The organism is Embleya sp. NPDC055664 (assembly GCF_053618075.1).
Map to the genome: position 1 here is coordinate 299,825 of NZ_JBSHGZ010000006.1, position 22,871 is coordinate 322,695.

Annotated in this window: 22 protein-coding genes; 3 read left to right on the forward strand and 19 right to left on the reverse strand. The window is 72.6% G+C overall.

Translation table 11 applies throughout. From position 1 onward, the window contains the following. Window positions 1–20: 20 nt before the first annotated feature. Window positions 21–1,583, reverse strand: coding sequence for a molybdopterin-dependent oxidoreductase (locus ACWGR4_RS13815; RefSeq protein WP_452128930.1), 1,563 nt, complete (start codon window positions 1,581–1,583; stop codon window positions 21–23). Window positions 1,584–1,773: 190 nt separating this feature from the next. Between ACWGR4_RS13815 and ACWGR4_RS13820 the strand changes: the two genes are divergently transcribed. Further along, window positions 1,774–2,487 (forward strand): GNAT family N-acetyltransferase, encoded by a 714-nt coding sequence (locus ACWGR4_RS13820; RefSeq protein WP_452128929.1) that lies wholly within the window; start codon window positions 1,774–1,776, stop codon window positions 2,485–2,487. Here the strand turns inward: ACWGR4_RS13820 and ACWGR4_RS13825 are convergent. From ACWGR4_RS13825 to ACWGR4_RS13875, 11 genes are all read right to left on the reverse strand, one after another. After that, on the reverse strand, window positions 2,466–7,295 hold the full coding sequence (locus tag ACWGR4_RS13825) for a DNA repair ATPase (RefSeq protein ID WP_452128928.1): 4,830 nt from the start codon (window positions 7,293–7,295) through the stop codon (window positions 2,466–2,468). The two genes, ACWGR4_RS13820 and ACWGR4_RS13825, sit on opposite strands and share 22 nt — an antisense overlap. 46 nt (window positions 7,296–7,341) lie before the next feature. Continuing rightward, window positions 7,342–9,372 carry a flotillin family protein gene (locus tag ACWGR4_RS13830; RefSeq protein WP_380002739.1) on the reverse strand — a complete coding sequence of 677 codons (2,031 nt, stop codon included), beginning with the start codon at window positions 9,370–9,372 and terminating at the stop codon, window positions 7,342–7,344. Between the two features lie 158 nt (window positions 9,373–9,530). Next, window positions 9,531–10,175, reverse strand: coding sequence for a hypothetical protein (locus ACWGR4_RS13835; protein WP_380002738.1), 645 nt, complete (start codon window positions 10,173–10,175; stop codon window positions 9,531–9,533). A 126-nt stretch (window positions 10,176–10,301) separates the two neighbouring features. Continuing rightward, complete coding sequence (locus ACWGR4_RS13840) at window positions 10,302–11,411, reverse strand: PucR family transcriptional regulator (RefSeq protein ID WP_452128927.1); 1,110 nt, start codon at window positions 11,409–11,411, stop codon at window positions 10,302–10,304. Window positions 11,412–11,534: 123 nt separating this feature from the next. After that, window positions 11,535–12,137 (reverse strand): RdgB/HAM1 family non-canonical purine NTP pyrophosphatase, encoded by a 603-nt coding sequence (rdgB, locus tag ACWGR4_RS13845; RefSeq protein ID WP_380002736.1) that lies wholly within the window; start codon window positions 12,135–12,137, stop codon window positions 11,535–11,537. A gap of 103 nt (window positions 12,138–12,240) precedes the next feature. Then, window positions 12,241–12,591, reverse strand: a complete 351-nt coding sequence (locus ACWGR4_RS13850) for a cupin domain-containing protein (protein ID WP_380002735.1) — start codon at window positions 12,589–12,591, stop codon at window positions 12,241–12,243. A 147-nt stretch (window positions 12,592–12,738) separates the two neighbouring features. Next, the gene (locus ACWGR4_RS13855) at window positions 12,739–13,137 is read right to left on the reverse strand and encodes a hypothetical protein (protein WP_380002734.1); all 399 of its coding nucleotides are present in this window, start codon (window positions 13,135–13,137) and stop codon (window positions 12,739–12,741) included. Between the two features lie 282 nt (window positions 13,138–13,419). Then, a complete protein-coding gene (gene rph / locus ACWGR4_RS13860; protein ID WP_380002733.1) occupies window positions 13,420–14,145 on the reverse strand; it encodes a ribonuclease PH in 726 nt (241 codons plus the stop codon). A gap of 52 nt (window positions 14,146–14,197) precedes the next feature. Continuing rightward, entirely contained in the window at window positions 14,198–14,953 is a 756-nt protein-coding gene (locus ACWGR4_RS13865) for an MBL fold metallo-hydrolase (RefSeq protein ID WP_380002732.1), read from the reverse strand. Then, on the reverse strand, window positions 14,950–15,114 hold the full coding sequence (locus tag ACWGR4_RS13870) for a hypothetical protein (protein ID WP_452128926.1): 165 nt from the start codon (window positions 15,112–15,114) through the stop codon (window positions 14,950–14,952). The genes ACWGR4_RS13865 and ACWGR4_RS13870 overlap by 4 nt, the downstream gene beginning before the upstream one ends. Before the next feature lie 129 nt (window positions 15,115–15,243). After that, window positions 15,244–16,218, reverse strand: a complete 975-nt coding sequence (locus tag ACWGR4_RS13875) for a quinone oxidoreductase family protein (protein WP_452128925.1) — start codon at window positions 16,216–16,218, stop codon at window positions 15,244–15,246. Between the two features lie 143 nt (window positions 16,219–16,361). Here ACWGR4_RS13875 and ACWGR4_RS13880 point away from each other — a divergent pair, with 143 nt between their 5' ends. Continuing rightward, on the forward strand, window positions 16,362–16,979 hold the full coding sequence (locus tag ACWGR4_RS13880) for a TetR/AcrR family transcriptional regulator (RefSeq protein WP_380002729.1): 618 nt from the start codon (window positions 16,362–16,364) through the stop codon (window positions 16,977–16,979). Window positions 16,980–17,090: 111 nt separating this feature from the next. On the opposite strand, the gene ACWGR4_RS13885 is transcribed toward ACWGR4_RS13880, so the two are convergent. From ACWGR4_RS13885 to clpS, 7 genes are all read right to left on the reverse strand, one after another. After that, on the reverse strand, window positions 17,091–18,041 hold the full coding sequence (locus ACWGR4_RS13885; RefSeq protein WP_380035772.1) for a PLP-dependent cysteine synthase family protein: 951 nt from the start codon (window positions 18,039–18,041) through the stop codon (window positions 17,091–17,093). Further along, window positions 18,041–18,322 (reverse strand): MoaD/ThiS family protein, encoded by a 282-nt coding sequence (locus ACWGR4_RS13890; RefSeq protein WP_078977063.1) that lies wholly within the window; start codon window positions 18,320–18,322, stop codon window positions 18,041–18,043. Before ACWGR4_RS13890 ends, ACWGR4_RS13885 begins: the two co-directional genes overlap by 1 nt. A 167-nt stretch (window positions 18,323–18,489) precedes the next feature. Next, window positions 18,490–18,588: a putative leader peptide gene (locus ACWGR4_RS13895; RefSeq protein ID WP_360307782.1), complete on the reverse strand. Its 99-nt coding sequence runs from the start codon at window positions 18,586–18,588 to the stop codon at window positions 18,490–18,492. Window positions 18,589–18,750: 162 nt separating this feature from the next. Next, window positions 18,751–19,164 (reverse strand): Mov34/MPN/PAD-1 family protein, encoded by a 414-nt coding sequence (locus ACWGR4_RS13900; RefSeq protein WP_380002726.1) that lies wholly within the window; start codon window positions 19,162–19,164, stop codon window positions 18,751–18,753. A gap of 69 nt (window positions 19,165–19,233) precedes the next feature. Beyond that, complete coding sequence (locus tag ACWGR4_RS13905; protein ID WP_380002725.1) at window positions 19,234–20,643, reverse strand: amino acid permease; 1,410 nt, start codon at window positions 20,641–20,643, stop codon at window positions 19,234–19,236. A 138-nt stretch (window positions 20,644–20,781) separates the two neighbouring features. Further along, the gene (locus ACWGR4_RS13910; protein ID WP_380002724.1) at window positions 20,782–21,378 is read right to left on the reverse strand and encodes a DUF2017 domain-containing protein; all 597 of its coding nucleotides are present in this window, start codon (window positions 21,376–21,378) and stop codon (window positions 20,782–20,784) included. A gap of 88 nt (window positions 21,379–21,466) precedes the next feature. Beyond that, window positions 21,467–21,757 carry an ATP-dependent Clp protease adapter ClpS gene (clpS, locus tag ACWGR4_RS13915; RefSeq protein WP_174861535.1) on the reverse strand — a complete coding sequence of 97 codons (291 nt, stop codon included), beginning with the start codon at window positions 21,755–21,757 and terminating at the stop codon, window positions 21,467–21,469. Between the two features lie 115 nt (window positions 21,758–21,872). Between clpS and ACWGR4_RS13920 the strand changes: the two genes are divergently transcribed. After that, on the forward strand, window positions 21,873–22,817 hold the full coding sequence (locus ACWGR4_RS13920; RefSeq protein WP_452128924.1) for an RDD family protein: 945 nt from the start codon (window positions 21,873–21,875) through the stop codon (window positions 22,815–22,817). Window positions 22,818–22,871 lie beyond the last annotated feature (54 nt).

The window sequence follows — 22,871 nt, forward strand, 5'->3', positions numbered from 1 at the left end:
GCCTTCGGCTCGACCCCCGCTCAGCGGACCGTGACCTCGATGTGGTGGTGGCCGGTGGCGCCGTCGGGGATCACGTCGGCCGACTTGTCGGTCTGAACCGCGCCGGTGCCGTCCGTGGCGCGCACGCGCAGGGTGTGCCGGCCCGGGGTGGCGTCCCATGTCCACCGGTATTGGCGCCACGTGTCGGTGGTGGTCTGCGGGGCGAGTTCGGCGGGTTGCCAGGGGCCGTCGTCGACCCGGATCTCCACCGCGGTGATGCCCCGATGCTGGGCCCAGGCAACGCCGGCGACCGGGACGGGGCCGGCACGCAGGTCCGCCGCGTCGCGGGGGGTGTCCAGCCGCGACTGGGTCTTGATCGGGGCCTGGCGGGCCCAGCCGAGCCGGACCCAGTAGGCGCTGAACGCGGCGAACCGGGTCACCTCGATGTCCACGATCCACTTGCACGCGGACACGTACCCGTACAGGCCCGGCACCACCATCCGGACCGGAAAGCCGTGCTTGATCGGCAGCGGCTCGCCGTTCATCGCGTACGCCAGCATCGCGTCGCGCCCATCCATCACCTCGCGCAGCGGGGTGCCGATGGTCATCCCGTCCGGCGAACGCGAGACGATCTGGTCGGCGCCGGGCCGCACGCCCGCCTCGCGCAGCAGGTCGGCCAGCGGGGTGCCCAGCCACCGGGCGTTGCCGATCAGGTCGCCGCCGACGTCGTTGGAGACGCAGGCGAGGGTGATGTCCCGCTCGATCGGGAAGCGGTCCCGCAGTTGTTCGTAGCTGAGCCGGATCTCCCGGTCGACCATGCCGTGGATGCGCAGTTCCCAGTCCTCGGCGCGCAGTTGCGGCACGGTGAACGCGGTGTCGATCCGGTAGAAGTCCGCGTTCGGGGTCAGGTACGGGGCCAGTCCCGGCGCGACGAAGCCGGGGCCCGCCGGGGCCGCCGCGCTGATCGGCCGGGGCAGCGTGCCCGCGACGCCGGCCCGGGACTTCTCCGCGTTGAAGCGGGCGTGCTGGAGCATCCGGCCGCCGAACCCGGCCAGCGCGGCCGCGGCGGCGGCGCCGACCACGAGTACGGTGCGGCGCGCGGTGTCCGGGGCCGGTTCGGCCACGTCGTCCTCGGGCGCGACCGGCAGCGGGCGGGCGAGCGGGCGGCGGTCGACCAGGTCGGGGCGGGTGAGCAGGACCAGCGCGAGCACCCCGAACAGCGTGCCGACCAGCGTCGGCGCCACATCGGCGGCGCGGTACGAGGGACGGTCGGCGGCGGTCCACGCGGCGAAGCCGCCGAGCGCCAGGACACCGGCGACGCCGTAGCGGAGCCGGCGGGCGGCGAGCACCCCGAGGCCGGCCGCGAACAGCGCGAGCAGCACGGCGATCACGGTCAGCAGGAACGCCTTGTCCCCGGTCCCGAAGGTACGGATCGCCCACTCGCGCGGCCCGGTCGGCGCCCGGTCGGTGATCGCCCCGCTGATCGTCACGAACGGCGTGGCCTCCGGCCGGACGAACGCCGCGACCGTCTCGGCCACCCCCACCGCGACCGCGGCCGACACCACGCCGACCACCGCGGCCCTGATCCCGCCGGCACGCCGCACCACGCCCACCTCACACTCGACATCCGCCTCCCCTCATCCTGACGCCCCGACCCGGCCGGCGGACGAATCGCCTGCTTACCGTTGTGTGACGAAGCGTCAGCGGCCCGGCGGCCGGAAACCCGCGGGGCTTGTTGCAAACGCCTTGCAATAAGCTTGATCGGTTCGTGTCGCCGCCGTATGGGGAGTTGTCGTGAGCACCGCCGATCGGGAACGGGTCATGTCCGACGCAGAGCTGATCCGGGCCTGGGTCGGCGGGTGGGCGGTGGCTCGGGCGGTGACGGCGCCGGTCGCCGTGGACGGCGGGTATCGGCTCGACGTCGGACTGCCCGGGCATCGGGTGCGCTACGTGTTCTTCGACCCGGACCGGCCCGCCGAGGTGGTCCGGACCCGAACCGAGCCCGGCACCTGGATCAAGACCCTCGCGCCGATCGAGCGGGTACGGCCCGCGCTCACCTCCGCGTGGACCGTGGGCGAGCCGGAGTACCCGATGACCGGGCCGCTGCGCCGGCAATCGCCGGCGGCGCCGGCCGGCTACACGATCGAGGTCGAGACCCGGGACGAAACCACCTTCGGCCGGCTGCTCGCCGCCGACGGCGCGGTCGCGGCCCACGGCCGGATCGGGGTCACCGGGGACACCGCGGTGGCCGACCAGATCCACACCGACCCCGCGCACCGCCGGCGCGGCCTGGGCAGCGTGGTGATGGCCGTGCTCGCCGACGCCGCCGCCGCGCGCGGCGCCCGGACCGGCGTCCTGGTCGCCACCGCCGCCGGGCGGGAGCTGTACCGCACGCTGGGGTGGACCCAACACGGCGTGCTCACCGCCGCGTGGATCCCGGAGCAGCCGACGCAGGCCGCCGAGACCGCGCCGGAGCCCGCCTCCGCTCAGCCGCGCGCCGCCAGGTAGGCCCGCTTCACCTCCGCCCACCGCGCCCGCTGCTCGGGGGTCGACCGGCCGCGCAGTTCGGCGAGCTTGAGCAGGTTGGCCTCCGCGTCGGTGGTCAGCGTCTGCGCCTCCGCCGCATAGTGGTCGTCCAACAGCCGCTCCACCTCCACCTCGTCCAGGACCGGCAGGATGCGCTCGGCCAGCTTGTTGGTGTCCCGATACGAGCCCTGCAGCCGGAACGGCGGTTCGGTGCGCGCCGCCTCGGACTGCGCGGCGGAGGCGATGTAGGCCCGGTTCGCCGCGAGCACCGTCTCCACCACGTGCACCAGTCGGCGCAACACGGCCAGGATGCGGTCCAGTTCGGTCGCGTCGTACGGGTGCGCGAGTCGATCCGGGCGCGCGGTGCCATCGCCCCGGGCCAGCCGGATCAGCAGGTCCAGATCGGCCCGGTCGCGCCCGGCGATCGGGGCCAGGACCGGGTTGGCGGTCAGCGCGTTCTCGATGTGGCTCAGCGCGAACAACTCCTCGTGCCCGCCGAGTACATCGCCCAGGTTCCACACGTCGGCCCGGTTGGCCAGCATGTCCGGGATCCGAAAACGCGCGCCGGACTCGGTGTACGGGTTGCCGGCCATGCACACCGCGAAACGTTTCCCGCGCAGGTCGTAGCTGCGCGACTCGCCGTCGCGCACCCCCTCGATCCGCCGCTGCGCGTCGCACAACGAGACGAATTTCTGCAGCAGTTCGGGCGAGACGTGCTGGATGTCGTCCACGTGCAGCAGCACGTTGGCGCCCAGTTCCAGGGCGAACCCGATCTTCTCCACCTCGCGCCGCGCGGCGGCGTCGGGCGCGGCGGCCGGGTCCAGGGACGTGGTGCGCGCACCGAGCGCGGGGCCGTCGATCCGGACGAAGAGCAGGCCCAGTCGGGCGGCTATGTACTCCATCAGCGTGGTCTTGCCGTAGCCGGGCGGGGACAGCAGGAGCAGCAGCCCCTGGCTGTCGGTGCGCCGGTCCGGCCCCGCGGCGCCCAGCTGCTTGGCCAGGTTGTCGCCGATCAGTGGCAGGTAGACCTCGTCGATCAGCCGGTTGCGGACGAACGCCGACATCACCCGGGGGGTGTGCGCGTCGAGCCGCAGCCGCTCGCGGGCGGCGGCCAGCAGTTCGGTGCGCCGGCGCTGGTACGCCCGGTACGCGGGCACCCGGGTGCGGCGGAACTCGTCGGTGCGCGTCAGGAATTCGTCCAGCCGCAGGTCCAGCGTGCCGCCGCTCGCCACCCGCGGGTGGGCGCCGAGCAGGCCGGTGACGGTGGCGGAGATCGGGGCGTCGACGTGGTGTCGCTCCAGCGCCGCCCCACACACCTCGACGGCGATCGCCTCGGCCAACTCCGGGGGCGGGTCGGTGTCGAGGCGGGCGGCGTAGGCGCCGAGCCAGGCGCCGACGAGTTGGTGTCGGGCGGCCAGGTCGCCGTCGAGGGCGCGCAGGTCCTCGACGAAGTCCTTGGCCGCCGGGGCGTCGTCGCCGCCGAGCGAGGCGCGGAAGCCGGACAGGAGCGTGCGAGCGACCGCACCGGTGGCGAAGCGCGGGCCGCCGGCGGCGAGTTCCTCGAACAGGTAGGCGCCGATCGTGGTGCCGGGCGCGGTGGGCGCGGCCAGCGCCTCGGTCAGGAACCCGGTTGCCCGCTCGCCGAGTTCGGCGGCCAGGTCGGCGACGGCGGGGATCGGGCCGAAGGTGTCCCGGGCCCGGCCGAGCGACCGGGCCCGGGTCGTCCAGGGCTGCCGGGCATCGGCGGCGACGCCGTGCGCCCAGTACAGCTGGGCCGCGGCCCGTACCTCCGGCGCGAACCGCAGCAGCCCGGCGCCGGCGCGCAGGCGCAGGACGGCCGCGAGCAGCGCGGCGGCGTCCCGATCGTGCACCCCCCGGTCGTAGCCCTCGCCGGGGCGGGACAGCGCGATCCGGCGCACCTCGGCGAGCAGTTCCTCGGCCGGCAGCGCGTCGATCGGGCGGCCCTCGGTCTCCGCGAGCACCACCGCCGCGAGGTATTCGGCCCGGTAGACCCGCGGCGACTCGGAGCCCAGCGGCTGGTCGTGGAAGACCCGATGGGCGGCGGGCAGCGGCTCGCGCACCACCTCGCGGTAGTCGGTGCCGGTGATCGCGAACGCGAGGGTGTCCCCGTGCGGGACCAGGGTCAGCTCGATCGGGTGGTCGTGCACCGCGAACCGGTGCCGGCCGAGCCGTACGGTGCCCGCCGCGTCGTACAGTTCGGCGCGGTCGCGCAGGACGCGAACGGCCTCCTGGCGGGCCGCGGTGAGCCGGCCCTCCAGCTCGCCGGCGCGGACCGGGTCGCCGAGGCGGCGCAGTTCCCCGGCGGTGGCGCGAACCTTGCCGACCAGGGCGTCGGAGGCGAACCAGGTGTTGATCTCGTCGATGCTCGCGAGGGTGGTGATCCGGCGGGCGATGGTGGTCAGGACGCGCTGTGCGGAGTCGGCGAGGCGGTGGCCGTGCCGGGCCCGCTCGTCGAGTCGGGCCTGCTTGCGGGCGGTGAACGCGTCGTGGACGCGCTCGCGTTCGGCGCCGATCCGGGCCAGGTGCTCGTCGAGCGCGCCGAACCCGGCCTCCAGGTCCTCGATCCGGGCCAGCAGCCGGGCCAGGTGTTCGTCGCACTCCTCGGGCGTCCGGGCGGCGGCCAGCGCGCCGACCACGGTCTGCTCCAACAGCGCCATCTCGGCGGCGAACTCGGCGCGCTGCTCGGCGTCGAGCAGGTCGCGGCGGCGCGCGTCCAGGGTCGCGCGGGCCCGGTTGACCCCGCCCAGGACCTCGCCGATCCGAGTCAGGATCGTGGTGCGCACGCCGGCGTCGGTGCCGTCGAGGGTGCCGATCACCTCGGTGACCACGCGCAGCCCGTCGGCCTGTTCGTCGATCCGGGCGGTCAGCGCGTCCGCGTCGGCCACGGTGGCCGACGCGGCGGCCTCGGCGGTCAGCTCGTCGACGATCCGGCGGGTGGTCACGAAGGCATCGTCGTCGGCCAGGAACGCCACCGCCCGCCGGCCCGCCTCGGCCAGAGCCGCGACCAGCACGGCATCCGCCTCGGCGAGCGCGTCCGTGTCCAGATAGCGGATGTCCCGCAGGCTCGCCAACCGGCCCTGTGCATGCCGCAGTTCGCCGAGTTGCCGGACACAGGCGTCGGCGCTCTCCGGCACCTCGCCGCGCACCCGCCGGGTCAGCGCGGTGGTGCTCGCGACCGCCTCGGCGAGCGTGTCGGCCGCGATCCGGCGCAGGTCCAGGACCCGGCGGAACTCCTCGACGACGTCCGCCGCGGCGCCGCGCACAGTGGCCAACGGTGCGGCAAGAGACCCGAGTTCGGCGTCGCCGAGCCAGTGGTGGGTGTCCTCGGCCCGGACCGCGGCGGTGGTGATCGCGGTGAAGAGGGCGGTCGTGGGCGCCGTCTCCTCGGCCATCGCGGCGATCGCGAGGCAGGCGGCGATGCCGCGGACCAGTTCCGGGTTGCCGATCCGGGCCAGTGGGCCGGTGCCCGGCGGGCGCGCCGCGGCGTACGCGTCCGAGGTGTACGGCGTGTCCCACATCTGGACGGTGTGCATGCGGGTGGGTTCGGCGTCGAGGACCCGCAGGATCGCCATCGTGCCGTCCGCGAAGAACGCCCGGCCGTGCCCGACGATCGGCGCGGTGGCCTCCTCGCGGATCACGTTGTAGGACAGCAGCGTGACGCGGCCCTCGGCCCGGGCGTGGAACACGTACAGCACGTCCTCGCCGTTGGGCGAGCGCACCGTCGCCTCGAACTCCGCGTCGGTGGTGTCGATGTCGAAGGTGCGCGCGCCGCCCGTGCTCGGGTGATAGCCGCCGGGGAAGACGATGCCCTGGTCGTCGGGCAGGCGCCGGCAGGCCGTCGCGATGCCGTCGAGGCGGCGCACCTCGGCGGTGCGCGTGTCGTACACCAGGTGGCGCGGATCGCTCTCGTTGTACGGGCGCACCCGGACCAGCAGCAGCGGTCCGACCCGGGCGTGCGCGACCTCGGCGTCGGCCGGCGACTGGAGCGGGTCGTCGACGGGTTCCGCGTAGATGCCCTCGGCGGTCTCGGTGTCGTTCTCGACCTTGACCACGAGCCGGCCGCCGGAGGTGGCCAGGTACAGCGTGTCGGCGATCGCGATGTGCGGGTGCCGGCCCGGGACGTGGTCGGCGCGGGTGCTCTCGGTCCAGGCGAAGTCGTACGCGTCCGGGAAGACGTGCTCGCGCTCGCCCTGCGCGTCGAGGTAGGCGGGGGTTCCGTCGGGGGCCAGTCGCCAGCGCAACACCCGGATGTCGGTGAGGCGTTCGCCGACCCGGAAGACCGCGAGCAGGTGGGTTCCGGTGTCGCGCAGTTGCAGCAGCCGGGTGTCCCGGAAGTAGCGGTACAGTTCGGTGAAGTCCTGCCGGAAACGGGCGTCGTCGAGCAGACCCGGGACGGCGTCGATCGGGGCGGGCTCGAAGCCCTCCGGGGTGCGCCGGTACAGCGCGAACACGTCGGCGGGCCCGACCTCCTCGCCCGACCCGCCGTCGGTGTTCCAGCCGGCCAGGAGCAGGCCGCCGACCTGGACGATGTCCCGGGCCACCACCGCCCGTTCGGTGTGCAACCGGTGGGTGTCTGTCAGCGCCGGCGCGCCGCCGCCGTAGGTACGCACCCGGCGCTCGTTCAACTCCCCGGCCCGTGCGCCCAGTTCGCGGGCGGCGGTGAGCAGTCGTCCGCGCAGCACCTCGTAGGTCCCGGGCTCGGCTTCCGAGCCGCCCGGCACCTCGTGGGTCCCGGGCTCGGCTTCCGAGCCGCCCGCCTGGCCGCTCACGTTCGGGTCAACTCCCTTGTCCGGCACGGTGATCGCGCAGCCCCCGCTACTTGGCCAGGCCGTTGAGCCGGGCCGGGACGGTCAGGTCGGCGATTCGGGTCTCGCCCAGCCCGCCGGCGCGGACCGCGTCCAGCAGGCCCTGGAGGGTGGCCGACTGCGGTCCGCCACCGGCGATCAGCGCGCCGAGCGCACCCGCGAGGGTCAGGTCGCGCACGCCGCCCGAGCCCAGGCCCGCGGCCAGCGCGCCGAGGTCGTCGACGAACGTCGAGCCGTTCGGGTCCAGCCAGGGGGCGGCCATCGTGCGCACGGTGTCGGAGCGGTCGACGAAGGCGTCCACGCTCTTTCCGGCGGCCATCGCGCCCATGATCCGGTCGAAGAACATGCTGTCCCCGCCGACGATGTCGATCTTGGCGTTCTCCAGGCCGGTGGCCAGCACGGTGGCCTGCGCCTCGGCGATCTGCCGGTTCACCTCCAGGCCGGCGAGCCGGATCTCCTTCTCCGCCTCCAGGCGCAGTCGGTACTCCTCGTGCACCCGGCTGGACTCGTCGAGCGCGGCCATCGCGGCGGCCTTCTCGGTCAGGCCCTCGGCCTCGCCCTTCAGCCGCTCGCGCAGCCCGTCGGCGCTCGCCAGCGCCTTCTCGCGGGTCACCGCAGCCTCGGCGTGGCCCCGCTTGGACACCGCCTCGGCCATCCGCTCGGTCACCTCGGCCTCGGCCAGGCCCACCGCCGCGGCCTCGGCCCGCTTGCCCTCGGCGGCGCGGATCGCGGCCTGGGTATCCAGTTCGGCCGACTTGCGCCGGGCCTCGGCCATGGTGAGCTGCTCGGCCGCACGGTGCCCGGCCGACTGCTCGGCGGCCTCGGCCGCCTTGATGTCCTTGACCAGCCGCCCCTGGGCCTCGGCCTCGGCGTGGATGATCTGCGCCTGCCGCTCGCGTTCGGCCTCCTCGACCATCCGCAGCTTCTTGATCTCCTCCTCCTGCGCGGCCACCGTGCGCTCGACCGCGATCCGCTCGCGAATCACCTCGGCGATGTCCCGCTTCTCCGCCTCGACCTCCTTGTCACCGGCGATCCGGCGCAGCTGGGTCTCCCGCTCGCGGGCGATCACCTCCAGGAGGCGGTCCTTCTCGATCCGCTCGTTCTCCACCGCAATCACCCGCTCGCGGTTCTTCTGCGCGACGGCGACCTCGCGCTCCCGGTTCTCGTTCTGGATCCCGAGCGTTTCCTCGGTCTTCATGTGCGCGGACTGTGCGCGCAGCCGCTCCTCGGCCTGCACCCGGGAGGTCTCCGCCTCCTCGCGGGCGCGGCTGATCTCGATCTCGCGGCGCTGCTTGATCTCCGCGTCGGCTTGGCGGCGCTCCAGTTCGAGCACCGTCTCGCGGGCCTCGACGTTTTGCCGGGTCATCTCCTTCTCCTCGGTGCGCTGGTACTCGTTGGTGCGCACGTGCTCGATGGTGGTCAGCTCGGTGATCTTGCGAATGCCCTGGGCGTCCAGGATGTTCGCGGCGTCGAGTTGGCTCATCGGGGTCTGTTCGAGGAAATCGATCGCGGCGTCGTCGAGGTGGTAGCCGTTGAGGTCGGTGCCGATCACCGCGAGGATCCGGTCCCGGAACTCCTCGCGCTTGGTGTACAGGTCGACGAAGTCGAGTTGTTTGCCGACCGTCTTGAGCGCCTCGGCGAACTTGGCCGCGAAGAAGTCCTGGATCGCCGCCCGGTCGCTGGCCCGGTCCGCGCCGATCGCCTGGGCCACCTTGATCACGTCCTCGACGGTCTTGTTGACCCGCACGAAGAAATAGATGTGGATGTCCGCCCGGATGTTGTCCCGACAGATCAGCCCCTCGCGTCCGGTCCGGCGGATCTCGATCGTCTTCACCGAGATGTCCATGGTCTCGGCCCGATGCAGCACCGGCAGCACCACGGCGCCGGTGAAGGTGACGTCGACCGTGTTGGCCTTGGAGATGATCAGGGCCTGGCCCTGCGAGACCTTGCGGTAGAGCCGGGTCACGGCGAGGAAGACGACGAGCACGACGAGCAGGACGACGGCGACGAGCACGCCGATGCCCACGGTGATGGCATCCATCAGTGAAATCCCTTGGTCGAACGGGACGTTGGTGACCGCACGGGCAAAGGCACGCGGCGGCGGACGGGCAGGGCGGAGAGCGAGCGGACGGGCGGAGCGGAAGGCGGGCGGGCGCGGGCCCGTGGACCGGCTCGGGCCGGTCGGGAGCACGGAGGCGGTCAGCCGGTGACGCGGTCCGGGTCCAGCGCGCTGTCGAAGCGGGTGACCCGGAAGAACTCGCCGGCGACGTCGTAGTCGAAGATCAACGCGGTGCTGCCGGAGACCAGCCCGCTCTCGTCGGTGCGGACCTGGAGGAGCGCGGTCGAGCCGTCCTCGGCCCGGACCTCGGCCTGACCGAAGTCGTGGCCCACCCGACCGGTCCGGATCAGACAGGTACGACCCACGAAGTCGGCCCGCAGGGACGGCCGTTCGGGCTTCAGAAAGCGGCGGCCCAGTGCCCGTGCCAGGCGCGCGGCCAACCATCCGGCACCGAGCGCCGCGGGGAGCGCCGCGGCGCGCAGCCACCACCGCTCGGTCAGCGCGGTACCGACCAGGCAGCAGAACCAGGTCACGGCGATCGCGAACGAGATCGTCACCGTGACCGGGACACCGGCGGTGTCGCCCGGGCCGTGGTCCCCATGGCCCCCGTGACCGTCATGACCCCCGTGGGCCCAGTGCCCGCCATGATGACCACCCCCGGGGCCGCCATGGCCCACGGCGACACCGCCGATCAACACCAGCAGCCAGTAGGCCGCCACCACGACGAGCGCGAAGCTGAACAGGACGGCGGGAAACGCCAGTGCCGCCCGCACGAAATCCCCCACCGTCCCACCCCCTCGGCCTGTCGTGCGCCGTCATGGTGGCACCGCCGCGGACATGCGCGCATTGCCGGAAGCCGGCAGTGTTGGTCGCTCCTTGACGTCCGATCCGCGACCCGGGGGAAAGCCGGGTTAAAGGGCGGTACCCGGCCAGCCCAAGACGCGGGCGCCGAGCGCCGCGGTCTCCAGGGTGTAGCGCTGCAACGCGTCGCCCGGGTCGTATCCGGTCAGCGTCCGGATCCGCTCCAGCCGATAGGAGAGCGTGCGTACGCTGATCCGCAGCCGGCGGGCGGCCTCGGCGTTGACGTAGCCCGCCGCCGCGCACGCCGTGATCGTCTCCAGGAGTGGGGCCGCGCCGCCGCGCGCGTGCACCAGCGGCCCGAGCGCGGTGCGCACCAGATCGGCCATCGCCGCCCGGTCGCGCAGCAGTACGGGGAAGACCAGCAGATCGGCCGCCTCGAGCACCGGGCCCGGCAGGTCCAGCCGCTCGGCCAGGTCGAGCGCGCCCAGCGCCTCCTCGTAGGACAGCACGACCCCGCCCGCGCCCGGGTGCGCACGGCCCAGGGCGACCCGGTCGGCGCTCTCCCGGCCGCCGCCCGACGAGGTCGCGTACTTGGCGAAGGCGGCGAGCACCGGTCGCTCGTCGTCCGGCGCGATGCACACCAGTCGGGCGCCCTTGGTGGTCAGCAGCACGTCGCGTTCGCCGAATCGGCCGATCAGCTCGCGCTCGACCCGGCGGACCAGCGGGTGCGCCTCGTCGTACGCCACCTCGCCCACCGCCACCGCGACCGCGTGCGCGCGGGCCAGCCGCAGTCCGAACCGCTCGGCGCGCTCGGCGAGTCGGCCCGGGTCGCTGCGGCCGTACAGCAGGTCGTCGATGAACTCGCGACGGGCGGCCTCCTCCTGGCGGACCGCCAACCGCTGGGCCCGCTCGTGGCCGGCGCCCAGCGCGGTGATCGCCGCCTCCGAGGCGGTCAGCACCGCCTCGCCCGCCCGGGCCGCCTCGCCCACGCTTCCCGCGCGGGCAACACCCGGCAGCGTGGTCCACACCCGGCGGGTCTCGCGCAGGTACAGGTCGACCAGCGCGTGCCAGTGGTGTCCGGCCTCCGCGGCCCGCTCACCGAGGTCGGCCAGCACGTTCAACTCGGCGCGGCGCAACAACCGCCCGGTGGTCGAGATCTCGCCGAGCAGTTCGGCCCAGTCGCGCAGGAACTCGGCGGGTATCCCCTCGTCGCTCTTCACGCCTTTTCCCCCGTACCCGTAGCCCCGCTTCGCTGCCGGAAATCCGGCAGCGAAGACGCTACCAACACTGCCGAATCCCGGCAGGGACGGGCGGATGCGGGCACGGGTGGCCGGGTGGGGTGGTCAGCCGATCAGCTCGGCCACGATCGGGGCCAGTGCGCGAAACGCCTTGCCCCGGTGGCTGATCGCGTTCTTCTCGGCGGCGGTCAACTCGGCGGCGGTGCGGGTGTCACCGGCCACTCGAAGGATCGGGTCGTAGCCGAAGCCGCCGGTGCCGCGCGGCTCGCGGGTCAGCGTGCCCTCGAACCGGCCCTCGACCACCCGCTCGGTGCCGTCGGGCAGCGCGAGCGCCGCCGCGCACGCGAACCACGCCTCGCGGTGTTCGTCGGCGATGTCGGACAGTTGGGCGAGCAGCAGCCGCAGGTTGGCCGTGTCGTCGCCGTGCGTACCGGCCCAGCGGGCGGAAAAGATCCCGGGCATCCCGTTGAGCGCGGCCACGCACAGGCCCGAATCGTCGGCGATCGCCGGGAGTCCGGTGGCCCGCGCGATGGCGTGCGCCTTGAGCAGCGCGTTGGCCGCGAAGGTGAGCCCCGTTTCGGGCACGTCGGGCACGTCGGGGTAGGCGTCCATCCCGACGAGTTCGACGTCGAGTCCGACGTCCGCGAGGATCTGCTGGAGTTCGACGACCTTGTTGGCGTTGCGCGTGGCGAGTACGAGACGGCTCATGGCGCAAAGCCTAGGGTCGCCGCCCGCCACCGGCCGAACCGGGCGTACGGGTCACCGCGTCCGGGCACGCGCGCCGGGATCGCCGCTTCGTCGGCGAGCGCGACTACTTGGCGTAGTCGTGGATGTTGCCGGCGAAGTCGAAGACCAGCGCGGTCTCGTCGCCGACCACCCATGCGTCGTGGCCGGGGTCGCAGACGAAGACGTCGCCCGCCTTCAGGTCCTTCTCCTCACCGTCGTCCATGCGGATGTGTACGTGTCCCTGGGCGACGTAACCGTTGTGGTGGAACTGGCAACTGTCGGTCCCGGCAATGGGCCCGACATCCTGCGACCACCGCCAGCCCGGCTCGAATCGGGCAACGCCGAAATCGACGCCTTCCAGACTGACCACGTCCAGGTGACCGTGCGGTATGTCGCGGCTCTCGTCGGCTTCGTTGATCGATCGCACAGCGAGCATGGTGGATCATCTCCTTCGGAGGTCACCACTTCCATCCTGCGCCTCGGCGCGGACGATCGCGAGCGCACCGCGGCGCATGCTCCGCGGTGCTCCCCGCCTGTCCCGCTCGATCTGCTCGATCCACTCGAACCACCGACCCCGCGCGGGCTACTTGACGCAGATCGTGGTCAGGTTCTTCGCGCCGTTGATCAGCGGCTGCACATCGCTCGCGCTGAGGTTGCCGCCGTTGGCCGCCTTGGTGCTGAGCTGGGTGATCACGTCGCCCAGGCCGTTCGCGGCGTTCTTCGCGTCGTCGGAGTCCAGGTCCTTGGTCTTGTCGTTCAAGGTCTTCTGGAGGTTGTCGAGCGCCTTGCGGGCGGCGGCCGGGTCGTTCAGCACATTGCCGAGGCTGGAGATGTCGTTGGTCAGGTTGGTGGCCAATTCGGCGCACGAGATCGCCTTCTGCGCCTCGCTGCACGCAGCGGTGGCGAACAACGCGCCCACCATGGCGGTGGCGGCGATCGTGACGCGCAGGACCCGGCGCGGACGGTACGTGGCGCGGAACATGGTGCTCCTCGTCAGGGACGGGCCGTCGGGCCCGGTCGTGGCTGCCGCTGATCGGGATGACCAGGTGCCATGACCGTACTGGTGTCCCGGGCCGCGCCGGGCCGGCGGTCGCACACCCGGTGCGTGTCGGTTGCGTGTACGTGACACTCGCAACCGGCGCGTGACCACCGTTTGCCACGGTATGCCGGGAACACCCTCTCGGGGCACCACCATTGCCTGCCCGCAGGCCCCGGGACCCGAGGGCTGGGCCTCGCCGCCTCCGGAACTCGGCCGTTCGGCCGCTCAGCCCTCCAGGGCGCGCTGCTGAAGCGCCGTCAGCTCCGCGCAGCCCAGAGTGCCCAGGTCCAGCAGATCGTTCAGCAGCGCCCGGTCGAAGGGCTCCTTCTCCGCGGTGCCCTGCACCTCGACGAAGCGCCCGTCCCCCGTGCAGACGATGTTCATGTCGGTCTCGGCCCGCACGTCCTCCTCGTACGGGAGGTCGAGCATCGGCACCCCGTCGATGATCCCGACGCTGACCGCCGCCACCGACCCGATCAGCGGGTTGGCGCCCTTGCGGGTGAGCTTGTGCTCACGCGCCCAGGCCACCGCGTCGGCGAGCGCGACATAGGCCCCGGTGATCGCCGCGGTCCGGGTGCCGCCGTCCGCCTGGAGCACGTCGCAGTCCAGGTGGATGGTGGTCTCGCCGAGCGCCTTGGTGTCGATCACCGCACGCAGCGAGCGGCCGATCAGCCGCGAGATCTCGTGGGTACGCCCGCCGATCCGACCCTTGACCGACTCGCGGTCGCCGCGGGTGTGGGTGGCGCGCGGCAACATCGAGTATTCGGCCGTCACCCAGCCCTCGCCGCTGCCCTTGCGCCAGCGCGGCACACCCTCGGTGACGCTGGCGGCGACCAGGACGCGGGTACGGCCGAACTCGACGAGGACCGAGCCCTCGGCGTGGTCGAGCCACTTGCGCTGGAAGCCGATCGGGCGGAGCTGCTCGGGGGTACGGCCGTCTACTCGTGACATGCCTCCAGCCTAAGCCGTGGCAGGTGCCGGTCCGGACCGCCCGGCGCCGGGTTCAGACCGTGTGCGAGGCATCCGGCAGGGCCAGGTCGACGGCGCCGGTGAAGGTTTTGCGGGCGTCGTCGAGATTGCGCTCGCGACTGGTCCACGGCGGGATGTGGGTGAGCAACAGCCGCCCCACGCCCGCCCGTTCGGCATGCTCGCCGGCCTGCCGGCCGTTCAGGTGCACGTGCGGCAGGTCTTCTCGGCCGTGCTCGAACGACGCCTCGCACAGCAGCAGGTCCGCGCCGCGCGAGATGCGCACCAGGTCGTCGCTGACCCCGGTGTCGCCGGAGTAGACCAGCGATCGCCCGCCCGCCTCGATCCGGAACGCGTAGGACTCGACGGGGTGCGGCATCCGGTCGGCAGTGATCCGGAAGGGGCCCACGTCGAAGGTGCCGGTGACCACCGTGCGGAAGTCGAACACCTCGGCCATGCGCCCGTTGTCGATCGCGCCCTCGACGTCGTAGGAGCGCGCGATCCGCTCGTGCGTATCGGCCGGGCCGTAGACGACCAGCCGGGGCAACTCCCCCGCCGGGCAGTACTTGCGGGCCACGAAGTAGCAGGCGAGGTCGAGGCAGTGGTCGGCGTGCAGGTGGCTGAGCAGTACGGCGTCGATCGAGCCGAGCGTGGCATGGCGCTGGAGGGCGCCGAGCGCGCCGTTGCCGAGATCGACCAGGATCCGCACCCCGTCGGCCTCCAGGAGATAGCACGAGCAGGGGCTGTCCGGCCCGGGAAAGCTGCCGGAACACCCGACGACGGTAAGTTTCACGCGAGCGCTCCGAACACGTCGACGCCGGCGACCCCGAGCACATCCCGCAGCGGCCGACCGGCCACATGCGGCGACCGCTCGAACCCGGTCCGGGCCACGGGAGGGCCACCGACCCCGGAATCGACGATCCCGCTCGGCGCGCCGCTGGATACGAACACCACCCCCCGAGAGTACGCAGAGACCCCCCACGCGCCCCCACACAACGCCCCCGGAGTAACCGACGTCATACCGCCCGCCCCACCCGCGCACCTGCGGACGGCGGGAAACGACGACCGCCCGCTTCGCCGGCGTCAGGGGACGAGCAGGATCCGCCCGAGTTGGCTGCGTTCTTCCAGCAGTCGGTGGGCCTGTACCGCCTCGGTCAGCGGGAGGGTCGTGTGGACCGCCACGCGCAGCCGGCCCGAGGCCAGGTGTTCGGCGAGTTCGGCCGGCTCCTCGCGGGCCCGTTCGGGGGCGGCGGCGCGCCAGGCCAGGAGGGAGAAGCCGGCCACGGACCGCAGGGCGAACAGGTCGGTGAGCGCGATGCCGGACACGTCGCCGCTCGCCGCGCCGTAGACCACGACCCGCCCGAACGGCGCCACCACGTCGAAGGCGCGGCGCAGGATGTCCCCGCCCACCGAGTCCAGCACGACGTCCACGCCCCCGGGCACGACCTCCCGCACCCGCTCCGGCCAGTCGGCGGCGGAGTAGTCGACGGCGAAGTCGGCGCCGTACGCCCGGACGAAGTCGAACTTGGCGGCCGACCCGACGGCGGCGACGACCGTACCGGCGCCGAGCAGTTTGGCCAGTTGCACGACGAGGTGGCCGATGCCCCCGGCGGCGGCGTGCACCAACACCGTCTCGCCCGGGGCCAGTCGCCCGGTCCGCACCGCCCGCAACGCCACCGGCGCGGCCAGCGGCAGCGCGCTCGCCACACCGGCGTCGAGCCCGTCGGGCACCGCCACCGCCCATTCGGCGTCGGCGAGCACGAAGTCGGCGAACGCGTCCTCCGCCAACGCGGCCACCCGCGCGCCGACCGGCGGCCCGTCCACCCCCGGGCCGCGCGCTTCGACCCGGCCCACCACGTCACCGGTGAGCACCCCGGGCAACGGCCGCCGGAACAGCGGACCGGCGGCGGGCCCGCGCCGGAACCGGGTGTCGACGAAGTTCGCGCCGATCGCCTCGCTCCGGATCAGCACCTGTCCCGGTCCGGGCGTCGGCACGTCGGCCTCCTCCACGGTGAGGACTTCCGGATCGCCGTACTCGTGATAGCGGACTCGTCGCATTCGACCCTCCGGGCGGCAGGAGAACATGGTGGATACCCGACCCGGCACCAAACTGGACCGCCGGTCAAGTTGACTTCGAACGTACTGGACCGCCGGTCAAGTTGTCCACGGATCACCAGCCTCGACCAGTGATGAGGAACGCGATGCCCGAAGCCCCCACCGACCGCCCCGAACGCGCCGACGCGGCCCGCAACCGGCGCGCGATCCTGCGCGCCACCGAGGAGTTGCTGGCCCGACACCGCCCGGAGCAGATCTCGATGGAACAGGTCGCCGCGGCGGCGGGCGTCGGCAAGGGCACGGTGTTCCACCGCTTCGGCAGCCGGATGGGCCTGATGGAGGCCCTGATGGCGGAGCGCGCACTCGCCCTGACCGCGGCGGTCACCACCGGCCCGCCGCCGCTCGGCCCCGGCGCCCCGCCCGGGGAGCGCCTGCTCGCCTTCCTCGACGCCATCGTCGACGTGGTCGCCCGCAACAAGGGCCTGATGGCCGCGCTCGGCCACGCCGCGAGCGCCACCCCGAAACCGGCCGCCGACCCCGCCGAGGATCCGCGCACCGCACACCCGGTCTACGGGTTCTGGCACGGACACATCGCCGACCTGCTCGCCGCCCGCCGCCCCGACCTCGACGCCGAGACGCAGGCCCACCTCCTGCTCGCCGGTTTGCAGAGCCGATCGGTGTTGCGCCTGCTCGAACAGGGCGAGGGCGAACGGGTCGCCGCCGCCGTACGCACCCTGGCCGAAGGCCTGCTCACCGCCGCCTGAACACCCGCGCCTCCCCCAACGCATCGAGGCCGCCTCCACACCCCCGGCGCGAACCGGGAGGCGGGAAACGGCCTCGATACGAGAACAGAGAACGGAGAACGAAACGGGCCCTCAGGCCCAGAGTTGCCCGTGCAGCCCCTCCACCGCGGCCTCGGTCGACTCGGCCGTGTAGATCCCGGTCGACAGGTACTTCCACCCGCCGTCCGCGATCACGAACGCGATGTCGGCGGACTCCCCCGCCTTGACCGCCTTGCGCGCGATGCCCAGCGCGGCGTGCAGCACCGCGCCGGTCGAGATGCCCGCGAAGATGCCTTCCTTCTCCAGCAGTTCGCGAGTGCGCCCGACCGCCTCGGCGGAGCCCACCGAGTAGCGCGTGGTCAGCACGTCGCCGTCGTACAGCTCCGGCACGAACCCCTCGTCGAGGTTGCGCAGCCCGTACACCACGTCGTCGTAGCGCGGCTCGGCCGCCACGATCGTCACGCCCGGGACCTTCTCGCGCAGATAGCGCCCGACGCCCATCAGCGTGCCGGTGGTACCCAGACCCGCCACGAAGTGGGTGATCGTCGGCAGGTCCTCCAGCAGTTCGGGGCCGGTGGTCGCGTAGTGCGCGTCCGGGTTGGCCGGGTTCCCGTACTGGTACAACATCACCCAGTCGGGGTGCTCGGCCGCCAGCTCCTTGGCCACCCGCACCGCGGTGTTCGACCCGCCCGCCGCGGGCGACGCGATGATCCGCGCGCCCCACATGCGCAGCAGCTCGCGGCGCTCCTCGGAGGTGTTCTCCGGCATCACGCAGACGATCTCGTAGCCCTTGAGCTTGGCCGCCATCGCCAGCGCGATGCCGGTGTTGCCCGAGGTCGGCTCCAGGATCGTGCACCCCGGCGTGAGCAGCCCGTCCCGCTCGGCCGCCTCGATCATGTGCAGGGCCGGGCGGTCCTTGATCGAACCGGTCGGGTTGCGGTCCTCCAGCTTGGCCCACACCCGCACGGTCGGCGACGGCGACAACGTCGGCAGGCCGACCAGCGGGGTCCGGCCGACCGAGTCGAGCAACGATTCGTAACGCATCAGATCGAGCCGCCGGCGACCGCCGGAAGAATCGTCACGGTGTCGCCGTCGTCCAGCTTGGTGGTCAGGCCGCCGGTGAAGCGCACGTCCTCGTCGTTGAGGTAGACGTTGACGAAGCGGCGCAGTTCGCCGTTCTCCTCGACGAGTCGAGCGCGCACGCCCGGGTGTCGGACCTCCAGGTCGACCAGCAGGTCGGCGAGCGTGGCGCCGCTGCCGGGCACGGCCTTCGCGCCGTCGGTGTAGGTACGGAGGATGGTCGGGATGCGGACCTCGATGGCCATGGATGCGCTCCTCTGGTTGTGACGCGAACGGAGAGAACGCAGTCCGGACGCGGGCCGCACCCCGCCGCTCCATCGGAGGCGGTGGGGCGGGGGGGTCGTTCACATGCGCCGGTGCTGCGGGACGTGCCTGCTGCCTGGGTGCCTGATGGGCCGATCCGACCTCGGGATCAGCCCACGCGCGCAGCGCGACAGAGGGCGCTGGAGAGTCGGCACAGGTCGACGTGCAGGCGTGCGACAAGGAAGGCGCCCGGGGCTCCGCCCGGCACCGCTTCCGTCGTATTCACGCCCGCATAACGCATATGGTCATGCTAGCCATTCCCCCGGGTCGCTTTGATGTGATCTCGCATGCCGGAACCTCCCATATCGACGGGTGAGACGACGGCGGGGCGAGGGTGAGCCGGCGGCGGGACGCCCCCGCCGTTCCCCGGTCAGTAGGCGTCCACCACGTTGACCTCCTCCTCGGTGATCACGCCGTCGACGATCCGGTACGACCGGAACTCGTAGGTGTCCTCCTCGCGCGTGGACACGAGCACGTAGTGCGCGTTCGGCTCGGACGCGTACGACACGTCCGTGCGCGACGGGTACGCCTCGGTCGCGGTGTGCGAGTGGTAGACGATCACCGGCTCCTCGTCCCGGTCGTCCATCTCCCGGTAGAGCTTGAACAGGTCGGCCGAGTCGAACTCGTAGAACGTGGGCGAGCGCGCGGCGTTGAGCATCGGGACGAACCGTTCGGGGCGGTCGCTGCCCTCGGGCCCGGCAACCACGCCACACGCCTCGTCGGGGTGGTCGGCACGGGCGTGGGCGACGATGCGATCGCGCAGGGCTGCGGTGATGGTGAGCATGCCCCGAGCGTACTGAGCACCCGCGCGACCCGCGTGCCCGCGCGGGTCGCGCCGGCTCCGCCTCCGCGCTCAGGCCCGTGCCCCGTGCCCGCGCCGCACCGGGATGTACGCCACCACCAGGAACGCCACCCAGATCGGCACCACGTACAGCGCGATCCGGGTGTCCGCCGAGAAGCCCAGCAGGACCACCACCATCGCCAGGAACGCCAGCACCGCCCAGCCCGTGTACGGCGCGCCCGGCATCCGGAAGCCGTGCCCGGCCAGCCGTCCCCGGTCCACCGCGCGCCGGTAGCGCATCTGGCAGCCGACGATCATGCCCCACGTCCACAGCGCGCCGACGGTGGCCACCGAGGTGATGTACATGAACGCCCGGTCCGGGACCAGCGCGTTGACCAGCACCCCCACGCCCATCACGATCGCCGAGACGGTGATCGCCATGGCCGGCACCCGATGCGCGCTGAGCCCGCTCACCCGCGGCGGCGCCTGCCCCTCCACCGCGAGCGTGCGCAACATGCGACCGGTCGAGTACAGCCCCGAATTGCACGAGGACAGCGCCGCGGTGAGCACCACGAAGTTGATGATCGCCGCCGCGGCGGGAATGCCCACCCGGTCGAAGACCAGTACGAACGGGCTCTCCTTGGCGTGGAAGTCGGTCCACGGCGCCAACGAGAGGATGATCACCAGGGCGCCGATGTAGAACAACCCGATCCGGAACGGGATGGTGTTGATCGCGCGCGGCAGCACCTTCTCCGGGTTCTGCGCCTCGCCCGCGGTCACCCCGACCAGTTCGACGCCCAGGAACGCGAACATCACGATCTGGAGCACCAGCAGAGTCTGGCCGACGCCGTTGGGCGCGAACCCGCCGTCGGACCACATGTGCGAGACGGACGCCTGGTCGCCGGCCTCGCCGAAGCCGAAGATCAGCACCCCGATGCCGACCAGGATCATCCCGATGATCGCGGTCACCTTGATCATCGAGAACCAGAACTCGAACTCGCCGAACAGCTTGACCGAGATCAGGTTGGCCGCGAACAACACGAGCAGCACCACGAGCGCGGTCACCCACTGCGGCACCGCCGGCCACCAGTACTGCACGTAGACGCCCGCGGCGGTGATCTCCGCCATCCCGGTGACCACCCACATGATCCAGTACGTCCACCCGGTGACGAACCCGGCGAACGGACCGAAGAACTCCCGCGCGTATTCCGCGAAACTGCCCGCCACCGGGCGGTACATCAACAACTCGCCCAGCGCGCGCATGACGAAGAAGATCATCACGCCGGCCACCGCGTAAGCGGCGATCAACGACGGCCCGGCCTTCTCGATCGCCCCGCCCGCACCGAGGAAAAGCCCGGTGCCGATCGCCCCACCGATGGCGATCATCTGGATCTGCCGACCGTTCAGCCCCCGCTCGTAGCCCTCGGCGTCCGCACCGGGCCCGGCCCCCGAGGCGGTCGATCCGGCTTCGGTCTCCGTCATGATCGCTCCCGTTCGTCGGTACGGAGGCCGTATTACCAACGATGGGGGGCGGAAACCGGTATTCCGATTGTTCCGGCGTGTCCGTTTGGGCGGGATGGCCGGGATGGCCGGTTCACCGTGCGTGCGCCCGGTGCGGGTCTACAACGCTCCGAGCAGCGAGTCCTGGAGGCCGCCCAGCCAGTGGAACACCGCGAACAACCACCGGCGCGGGTCGTCGTCGGCCAGCTTGGCCTCGAACTCCTCCATGTCCTCGGTGACTTCCAGTCGCGTACCGATCACCAGGCGCAGGTCGTTGAGGGTGCCGAGCCAGGCCTGCACACCCTCCGCGTCCAGCACCACCCGGTGCTCGCGGCCGCTCATGACCTCGTCTTCCTCGGCCGGTACGGTCAGGTCGACCAGTTCGGCCAGGTCGGCGAGCACGATCCGCGCGTTGTCCCGCTTACGCAGCCGCAGGTCGGTCTCGGTGTACCGGCGGAACTCGGCCGCCGCCTCCACGTCGTCGGCGTAGGCGTCCGGCAACAGACGGGCCAGCGCCGGATCGTCCGGAGTGGCCGGCACCTCGGTCGAGCCGAGTCCGGTCAGGCCCAGTTCGGCGGCCAGCGGATCGACCGCCTCGTCGTCGGGCGAGACCATCTCGACCAGTTGACCGCACAGATCGGCCAGCACTCGCACGTGCATGTCTTCCAGGACGATCTCGGGCCGTCCCGAGCGTCCGCGCATGAAGAGGCCGTTCACAGGCTGTGCAACTCCCGGAGAATATGGGCGAGGAGAGGGTGCGGCGGGCGCCCGAGGGCCCGGCCGGGTCGTGCGAACCGCGCGGGCGTCACTTGTCGTGCTGGATGGTCGCCCACAGCCCGAACCCGTGCATCGCCGTGGTGTCGCGCTCCATCTCCTCGCGCGTCCCCGACGACACCACGGCCCGACCCTTGTTGTGCACGTCGTGCATCAGCTTCTCGGCCTTGCGCTTCGGATAACCGAAGTAGGACTGGAAGACGTAGGTGACGTACGACATCAGGTTGATCGGGTCGTTCCAGACGATGCACACCCACGGGGTCTCGGCCCGGACATCCTCGTCGGGCTGATGCTTCTCGACCTCGATGGGAGCGACACTCATGGGTCCCATGCTGCCATCAGCCCAGGGCCCGGGCGAACCGGCTCGACGGGGTCGGCGTGCCCGGATGTGACCCGGGGCGTACCCGTCCCCCCTCGGGTACGGCAAAATCCCGCGCATGTCCTCTGCGCCCGCACCGGGTTGGTACCCGGACCCGGAGATCACCGGCCACATCCGTTACTGGGACGGCGGTGCCTGGGTGCCGGACAGCAGCCGGCCGGCCGAGGAACCCGGCCGGCCCGCCGACGGCCCGACCGCCGACGCGGGCGGTGTGGCCGGAGGCGGCGCGATCCGGGCCAACGCGCCCGAGGCGATCGGGCAGGGCGGCCGGGTGATCCGCGGCGAGGTGTTGTCCACCAGCACGGGCGCGCCGTACGACATGTCGTCGACCGGGATGTACGCGCCGCCGAGCGCCGAGCCGGGGCCGGGTGGCGCGGGCGTGCCGCGTTCGGGGCCGACCGCGCCGACCGGTGGGGCGAGAGGGGCGACGCCGCCGGGCGAGACCGTGCCGCCGCCGCGCGCCGGCGGGGAGGCCGGGCCGTGGCGGCCGGTACAGGCCGATCTGTTCGGCAGCAACGAGCGGCGGCCGGCGCACCTGGGCCGGCGCCTGCTCGCCCGGATCGCCGACGCGCTGGTGCCGCTCGCGGCCGGCATCGCGGTGGCCATCCCGATCGTGCCGGACGCGGTCGACCACATCCGGGACAAGATCGACCGGGCCCGGTACGAGGGTCGCGACACCACGGTGTGGCTGCTCGACGGCACCACCGGCACCGCGCTCGCGATCGTGCTCGGCACGGTGCTCGCGGCGGCGCTGCTGTACGAGGCGCTGCCCACCTGGAAGTGGGGCCGCTCGCTGGGCAAGACCCTGTTCGGCCTGCGGGTGGCCGACCTGGACAGCCACGACACCCCCACGCTGTGGCAGTCGGTACGGCGCTGGCTGGTCCTGTACGTCCCGGGCGTGTTCGTGGTCGGCGTGCTCGGCGCGCTGTGGGGGCTGTTCGACCGCCCGTGGCGCCAGGGGCTGCACGACAAGGCGGCCCGCACGTTCGTCGCCCGGGACTGACCCGGCGGGCGGGGGCGGGCGGGGCCGGGCGGGGGCCGGGCCGGTCGGCCCGAT

Bases quoted from the DNA above. Each gene is read 5' to 3' on its own strand.
- ACWGR4_RS13905 (WP_380002725.1), bottom strand. From the start codon at position 20,643: ATGACGGAGACCGAAGCCGGATCGACCGCCTCGGGGGCCGGGCCCGGT.
- rdgB (WP_380002736.1), bottom strand. From the start codon at position 12,137: ATGAGCCGTCTCGTACTCGCCACGCGCAACGCCAACAAGGTCGTCGAA.
- ACWGR4_RS13875 (WP_452128925.1), bottom strand. From the start codon at position 16,218: ATGCGACGAGTCCGCTATCACGAGTACGGCGATCCGGAAGTCCTCACC.
- clpS (WP_174861535.1), bottom strand. From the start codon at position 21,757: ATGAGTGTCGCTCCCATCGAGGTCGAGAAGCATCAGCCCGACGAGGAT.
- ACWGR4_RS13880 (WP_380002729.1), top strand. From the start codon at position 16,362: ATGCCCGAAGCCCCCACCGACCGCCCCGAACGCGCCGACGCGGCCCGC.
- ACWGR4_RS13890 (WP_078977063.1), bottom strand. From the start codon at position 18,322: ATGGCCATCGAGGTCCGCATCCCGACCATCCTCCGTACCTACACCGAC.
- ACWGR4_RS13885 (WP_380035772.1), bottom strand. From the start codon at position 18,041: ATGCGTTACGAATCGTTGCTCGACTCGGTCGGCCGGACCCCGCTGGTC.
- ACWGR4_RS13850 (WP_380002735.1), bottom strand. From the start codon at position 12,591: ATGCTCGCTGTGCGATCGATCAACGAAGCCGACGAGAGCCGCGACATA.
- ACWGR4_RS13855 (WP_380002734.1), bottom strand. From the start codon at position 13,137: ATGTTCCGCGCCACGTACCGTCCGCGCCGGGTCCTGCGCGTCACGATC.
- ACWGR4_RS13830 (WP_380002739.1), bottom strand. From the start codon at position 9,372: ATGGATGCCATCACCGTGGGCATCGGCGTGCTCGTCGCCGTCGTCCTG.
- rph (WP_380002733.1), bottom strand. From the start codon at position 14,145: ATGTCACGAGTAGACGGCCGTACCCCCGAGCAGCTCCGCCCGATCGGC.
- ACWGR4_RS13920 (WP_452128924.1), top strand. From the start codon at position 21,873: ATGTCCTCTGCGCCCGCACCGGGTTGGTACCCGGACCCGGAGATCACC.
- ACWGR4_RS13900 (WP_380002726.1), bottom strand. From the start codon at position 19,164: ATGCTCACCATCACCGCAGCCCTGCGCGATCGCATCGTCGCCCACGCC.